Genomic DNA, 5,883 nt, shown 5'->3' with positions numbered 1-5,883 from the left:
GAATGAAATAACCCCAACAGTAATAAGCCTGATCGTTCACCGATTGAAGGAATAGTTTGCAGTAATTTCAAATCCTGTTTCAATGTTGGATCTTGATCTATGTGATTATTTATTAACTTATCAATATGTTCAAGTTGCCGATTTAAATAGGCTTTGTTGCATAAACATTTTGCAAGGCACTGATTTTTAAAGGTTTGTGAAAATTTCAACCTAAGAATAAATTTAATAAAATCATATTCTTAGGTATTTGTGCAACAAAGCCGATCCGAATCGGAAGCCAAAAAGCTTTTGGGGCAGATTATTAGGACGGAAGTGAATTCATAGTAACTGTCCAAATGAAAGAAGAATCAGTGTCCTTTACGATAAGAATATGCAATTTATCTAAGAATTATATTGCTGAATAAGCTTTTAAGAATATAGGTTTGGGCAATAAAGCCTTTAAATTCTATTACTGAATAAACCCTAAGTGGCCGATTTGGAATAGGAATGAGTGGTAGGGTGCGAATAGGAATAGGTGGTAGGTTTATGCTGGAATATGCATTGAGTCCAATCCTTGATCGTGGAGACTATTGTATTAGAAACAATAGCAGACCTAAAAGGCTTTACTGGTATCCATTGATTATTCAATAACATTAAATAGAGCCGTGAGACGTTGAAAGGCTCACAGAGTGGGAGGTAAAGTATATCCTCATCTCTCGTAAAACAGCTGACGAAGTCCGAGATAGAATCATTGCGTCAAAAAAAACGTGATATTTGAGAACTAAAAAAGAAGTGGTACTCCTACTGGTTACTAAAATTAAAGTATATTGAATAATAAATTTATAAAACAATACTTTACAAATCTATATGATGCGTAGTGTACGCATCATACATAAAGCGTTCTATTTTGATATAATTGATCCAATCAACCCATTGTTAGGTTTCATTTAAATTCCATGAGTCTTACTGAAATTAAAGTTCGCCAAGCTCATTGTAAGGAAAAAACCAGTTTTTTATCCGATGAAGATGGGCTTAGCCTGAAGATTGAGCCGAGTGGAAGAAAATCTTGGTGCTATCGCTATACAGATCCACAAACTAAAAAACGTCGACGCATTCAGTTAGGTCGTTATCCTGATTTATCGCTGAAAAAGGCACGACAAGTCAGAGATGACTTTAAAGACAATGATTTCTGTTTTGAACAAGATACTGCCTCTAATGTCATCACCTTTGGTAAGGTCGGGGAGGAGTGGTTACAGTTCAAACTGAAAAATGCCTTCAACGATCTACCCCGCTGTGGTGTACTACAGTTAGCAGAAAGATGCTTACAGCAAGATATTTATCCAGACCTTCAGGATCTACCTTTTCAAAACATCAAGCGTTATGACCTGGTTTCAGTAATCAAAAAAATAGAGGGACGCCAAGTAAAAGAACCTGTCAAGAAAGCTTGTAGTTATTTGAACCAAATTTATGACTACGCTGTAGCGATGGGTTATTGTGAATTCAACATCGCGCATGGTTTAAATAAAATCGCCATTAACAGTAAAATCAAGAAAAATTATCCGTATTTGAAAGCGGAGGATATATCTGATTTTAAGTATAAATTACAAAAATTGGATGCCCATCCGATTATTAAAAAAGCACTGCTGTTCAAATTACATACTGGCGTGCGAGGGGCTGAATTGTTATTGGCTGAGCCTCATCATTTTGATTTAAATGAAAAAGTCTGGAAAATACCTGCCTTGCATATTAAACAGTTTCGACGAAAAGTCATATTAGGCCATGAGATTCCCGACTTCTTAGTTCCACTTTCAGATCAGGCTTTAGATATTTTAAAAGACGTCATGCAATGGTCATACGGTGAAAAGTACATTTTTGCTAGCCCACGGAAACATAATCAACCGATTCATTTTAATACATTAAATATGGCTATACGTAAGATGGGCTATGGAAAACATCAATTATCCTCTCATGGACTACGTTCCACTTTTAGTACCATTTTGAATGACTCAGGTTTGTTCCAGGATAACTGGATTGAGGCACAACTTTCACATATTGATAAGAACCGTACCCGTGCCAGCTATAATCACGCTGACTATTTAGCCCAGCGGACTGAAATGATGCAGTGGTGGGGTGATTATTTAAGTACTGCTAAGTGAAAATCGTACTTTTATACATAGACTTAAAACATTATGGGGTTTCAAATGGATAGTAAACAATATACTTGCCGTGTTACATGGTCAGCAGAATATAATGAGTATGTTGGGTTGTTCGAACCACAAGCACTAGCCATTTGTTGTAATTCAGCTTTAAGCGCCCTTAATTCTTTCATGCGTTTATTCACTAGTGCAAGTTGCTGATCAATTAATGCATTAACGCTAGAGCAGCTTTCTTCTGGCTTATTTTTTAATTCGATAAGACGTTTAATATCATTGAGTGATATATCTAGGCTGCGACAATGCTTTACGAATTCCAATTGTTTAAGTGCTTTGCTATCATACAGCCTGAAATTACCTTCTGAACGATTTGGATTTAACAGTAATCCTTCTCTTTCATAATATCTAATCGTTTGTATTGAACAGCCCGATTTTTTTGACAATTCGCCTATTTTCATCAATTTCCCCCAGACATTTGACTCTATAGTTACTATAGAGTCTATAGTATAAGTATGCAACGAAAAGGATATATAAAAAATGACTGAGAAATATTTAAACAATACGAATATCGTTAATTTTGAACACAAAGATATCCAATCCTTGATCGATCAACGTAGGTGGAAAAACTTGGATAACTTCAACAAAATTGGTGCCGCTTATCAGTTTGTAAAAGATGAGATTTTCTTTGGTTATAATGAAAGCGATGATATTGCAGCAAGCGATGTGCTAGCAGATGGTTATGGACAATGTAATACTAAGGGTAATCTGTTAATGGCACTATTGCGTGGACTAGGCATTCAATGCCGATTTCATGGGTTTACCATAGACCAGCAACTACAAAAAGGTGCTATCCCAAGCTATGTATTTTGGTTAGCACCTAAATACATCATTCATAGTTGGGTAGAAGTTTACTTTGAAGGGCGTTGGATAAACTTAGAGGGCTTTATATTGGATGAGCAATACTTAAGCTCTCTACAGGAGAAATTTGACCAAGTAAAAGATGATTTTTGTGGTTATGGTGTTGCAACAAAGTGCTTTTCATCACCAGATACAGATTGGCGTGGAGAAAATACCTATATTCAAAAAGAAGGTATTCATGATGACTTTGGGCTTTATGATTCCCCTGATGAGTTCTATCTCGAAAAAGGGACTAACTTGTCGGGGTTCAAACGCTGGATATATCAACGCTTGATACGTCACTTGATTAATATGAATGTATCAAAACTAAGAAATAGAAAAGTACTAGAGGTACAAAATGCACAACCATAATCATAGTCATCAACATGGTAAAGATGACCGTATTGGTTGGGCATTTTTCCTTAATGTGACATTCACTATTATCGAATTTATAGGTGGTTGGCTCACTAACAGTACGGCGATAATGGCAGATGCAGTTCACGATCTTGGTGATAGTCTTTCAATAGGTTTTGCGTGGATTTTAAGTCGTTTTTCAGATAAAGAAGCATCAGATAAGTTTAGTTATGGTTATCGTAGACTTACTCTCTTTGGCGCATTGATAAACAGTATTGTTTTAATCATTGGCTCAATTTGGATTTTATTTGAAGCAATTCCAAAGCTGTCCAATCCTGAAATGCCTGTAGTCGAGGGGATGTTAGGGCTAGCGATACTCGGCGTTGCCGTTAACGGATATGCTGTATTAAAATTAAAAGCGGGTGAAACATTAAATGAGAAAGTGCTGACATGGCACCTTCTTGAAGATGTACTTGGATGGGTTGCCGTTCTTATAGTCTCTATCGTACTGTTGTTCGCTGAACTGCCGATATTAGATCCCCTTTTATCAATAGGGTTCACGCTGTTCATCTTGTTTAATGTTTTCAAAAACCTGAAATCAACACTCGTTTTATTTCTTCAAGCTGCACCCGATAAAGAGACTCAAAAGCGTATTAAACTATCACTAATGGAATTTCCTGAAGTTAATGGTATCCACCACATGCACTTTTGGTCACTAGATGGTGAAAGTCACGTTTTAACAGCGCACCTTGAGCTGAGTGACAACTTTGACGTTAAAGAATTAATTAGGCTTAAACAAGAAGTTGCAGCTAAATTATCTTCCTATCATTTATCGCATACAACGATAGAGTTTGAGTTTTTAAATGAAAATTGTCGGGATGAAGCGCAGTAAGCTTTATCAATAAAATGTTGGGCATACAATATTAAAAGCAGCTTAATTAGGCATAACCTAGTAATTAAGCTGCTTTTTTTGATTTTAAATTTCGTCGGATTGCTGTTTGCTACTCTCAGAGCCATGCGCCCATTGATATAAAATAGGCAATACAAACAAAGTTAAAATTGTAGAAGATACAATACCGCCGATAACAACTGTTGCTAGTGGTCGTTGTACTTCTGCACCAATTCCAGTGTTTAACGCCATTGGAATAAAACCTAAACTTGCGACCAGTGCCGTCATTAAAATAGGTCTTAAACGAATGATGTGCTGAGTTTCCATCATTGTCTTGGCTTGATGCGGATCAGTCTAAAGCATTCTCAGGAATAGAGGAGCTCGTTGCTGATGTTGTCGCTGATATGATTAGCAATAATGAAAAAGTTCCTACACCACTCTCCGGGAAAATATAGTAGGCAGTTTGTTGTCCTTGTTCTCAGTGGTTCAACAAAAACTAGCCCTCGAAGCCGCAGAACGTGGCGTGGACATAAATTGTTTAGTATCAGTAAAAAGAGCGATGTAATTTTAGTACGAGTGAGTGATAGAGCAGGAACCTATGCTTCATATATTCAGTAAATGGTATGTTTTTGAATTAATAGGTATTTTTAAATAAAGCTTTCTTTGATTTAGTGCTTTTTATTTAATAAATTAATTTTAAAAACAACTTAGGCTAATTGATAAACACTATCTGGAAAGATTAAAAGAAAATATTTTTTAATTTCTGCTAATTCATTTAAGGCAGGTTCCCTTTCAAGCAGTTGAAATGTCCAAATAAGTACAGCCTGATGATTATCATAGCAAGTATTTACTCCAAGAAAATTAGCCATTCCATAACTTCTATTGATGTTCATTTCTTTAATTAATTGATTTCCTAAGTCACGAGCTTGCTGGCTGATCAATAACTCATTTGGTAACACGGCGGTCATCTCCACAAAATAATCTAATGCAGGTTCAATCCTTATATTTAAAAAGTTATAATTTAGTTGAAATGGATAAAATATACTTTCTATAAGTTGTAATAACCTGCTGTAGGTTAATTTTAGCAAAGTATTACTCAGTCAACAACTTCAAATAACCCACAGCAAGTTATTTTTTGTAAATTAATTTAAATATGATTACTTGTAAGTTATCTAGCCTCATGGGCGATAGAAAAATTTTAAAATTAAGTGAAGTGGTGCATGCAACAGGTATCAATCGCAACACGCTCACAAGTATGTATTATGACCGTGCTGTACGTATTGAATTACCAGTCGCCGATAAGTTGTGTAAGTACTTTAACTGTACGATGAATGATTTGTTTGAGTTTAAGGAAGAAGTTGAAGAAAAAGATTAACTTAATACTTCGTTTGATAAGTTTTTCGAAGAAAAAGACTAGCCAATACTTAGTTTGATAAGTTTTTCTCTGCAGATCTAATATTGAATTTTATAAAATATCATTACAAACAGAGGTGGTTCCACTTGTTTGAACAACTAAAAGCGTATTTATAAGTGATATTCCGCTCTAGTTAAGCCACCTTGTTTTGTTGGGGTAGCTGATCATAGTAAAACTCATTTGGTGTCATTTTGTCT

The 5,883-nt window shown here is 35.5% G+C and carries 6 protein-coding genes and 4 pseudogenes; 6 read left to right on the top strand and 4 right to left on the bottom strand.

The genetic code is table 11. From position 1 onward, the window contains the following. Positions 1–209: pseudogene (locus tag FTU50_RS15410) on the bottom strand (hypothetical protein); the annotation flags it as partial. Positions 210–648: 439 nt separating this feature from the next. Between FTU50_RS15410 and FTU50_RS15675 the strand changes: the two are divergent. Then, positions 649–750: pseudogene (locus tag FTU50_RS15675) on the top strand (recombinase); the annotation flags it as partial. Between the two features lie 185 nt (positions 751–935). Beyond that, positions 936–2,135, top strand: coding sequence for an integrase arm-type DNA-binding domain-containing protein (locus FTU50_RS14860; protein WP_005245164.1), 1,200 nt, complete (start codon positions 936–938; stop codon positions 2,133–2,135). Positions 2,136–2,176: 41 nt separating this feature from the next. Here FTU50_RS14860 and FTU50_RS14855 read toward each other — a convergent pair whose 3' ends face one another. Continuing rightward, the gene (locus tag FTU50_RS14855) at positions 2,177–2,590 is read right to left on the bottom strand and encodes a Cd(II)/Pb(II)-responsive transcriptional regulator (RefSeq protein ID WP_005245163.1); all 414 of its coding nucleotides are present in this window, start codon (positions 2,588–2,590) and stop codon (positions 2,177–2,179) included. Positions 2,591–2,669: 79 nt separating this feature from the next. On the opposite strand from FTU50_RS14855, the gene FTU50_RS14850 reads away from it, so the two are divergent. Together FTU50_RS14850 and FTU50_RS14845 are read left to right on the top strand one after the other, a co-directional pair. Next, positions 2,670–3,401, top strand: coding sequence for a transglutaminase family protein (locus tag FTU50_RS14850; protein ID WP_005245162.1), 732 nt, complete (start codon positions 2,670–2,672; stop codon positions 3,399–3,401). Continuing rightward, the gene (locus FTU50_RS14845) at positions 3,388–4,275 is read left to right on the top strand and encodes a cation diffusion facilitator family transporter (protein ID WP_127800877.1); all 888 of its coding nucleotides are present in this window, start codon (positions 3,388–3,390) and stop codon (positions 4,273–4,275) included. Before FTU50_RS14850 ends, FTU50_RS14845 begins: the two co-directional genes overlap by 14 nt. 84 nt (positions 4,276–4,359) lie before the next feature. Here the strand turns inward: FTU50_RS14845 and FTU50_RS14840 are convergent. After that, positions 4,360–4,584: pseudogene (locus tag FTU50_RS14840) on the bottom strand (efflux RND transporter permease subunit); the annotation flags it as partial. Between FTU50_RS14840 and FTU50_RS14835 the strand changes: the two are divergent. Further along, positions 4,584–4,727: pseudogene (locus FTU50_RS14835) on the top strand (antitoxin HicB); the annotation flags it as partial. The pseudogenes FTU50_RS14840 and FTU50_RS14835 sit on opposite strands and share 1 nt — an antisense overlap. A gap of 252 nt (positions 4,728–4,979) precedes the next feature. Here FTU50_RS14835 and FTU50_RS14830 read toward each other — a convergent pair. Then, complete coding sequence (locus FTU50_RS14830; RefSeq protein ID WP_004658363.1) at positions 4,980–5,231, bottom strand: hypothetical protein; 252 nt, start codon at positions 5,229–5,231, stop codon at positions 4,980–4,982. Positions 5,232–5,425: 194 nt separating this feature from the next. Here FTU50_RS14830 and FTU50_RS14825 point away from each other — a divergent pair, with 194 nt between their 5' ends. Beyond that, the gene (locus FTU50_RS14825; protein ID WP_004658364.1) at positions 5,426–5,647 is read left to right on the top strand and encodes a helix-turn-helix transcriptional regulator; all 222 of its coding nucleotides are present in this window, start codon (positions 5,426–5,428) and stop codon (positions 5,645–5,647) included. Positions 5,648–5,883: the final 236 nt, after the last annotated feature.

The organism is Acinetobacter sp. YH12112 (genome assembly GCF_013418945.1).
Classification (GTDB): Bacteria; Pseudomonadota; Gammaproteobacteria; order Pseudomonadales; family Moraxellaceae; genus Acinetobacter; species Acinetobacter indicus.
The sequence above is the reverse complement of the archived record's forward strand: the minus strand, read 5'-3'. Positions and strand labels throughout refer to the sequence as shown.

What these genes read in the sequence shown, in the direction of transcription:
- FTU50_RS14860 (WP_005245164.1), top strand. Translation starts at nt 936, where the DNA reads ATGAGTCTTACTGAAATTAAAGTTCGCCAAGCTCATTGTAAGGAAAAA.
- FTU50_RS14855 (WP_005245163.1), bottom strand. Translation starts at nt 2,590, where the DNA reads ATGAAAATAGGCGAATTGTCAAAAAAATCGGGCTGTTCAATACAAACG.
- FTU50_RS14850 (WP_005245162.1), top strand. Translation starts at nt 2,670, where the DNA reads ATGACTGAGAAATATTTAAACAATACGAATATCGTTAATTTTGAACAC.
- FTU50_RS14845 (WP_127800877.1), top strand. Translation starts at nt 3,388, where the DNA reads ATGCACAACCATAATCATAGTCATCAACATGGTAAAGATGACCGTATT.
- FTU50_RS14825 (WP_004658364.1), top strand. Translation starts at nt 5,426, where the DNA reads ATGATTACTTGTAAGTTATCTAGCCTCATGGGCGATAGAAAAATTTTA.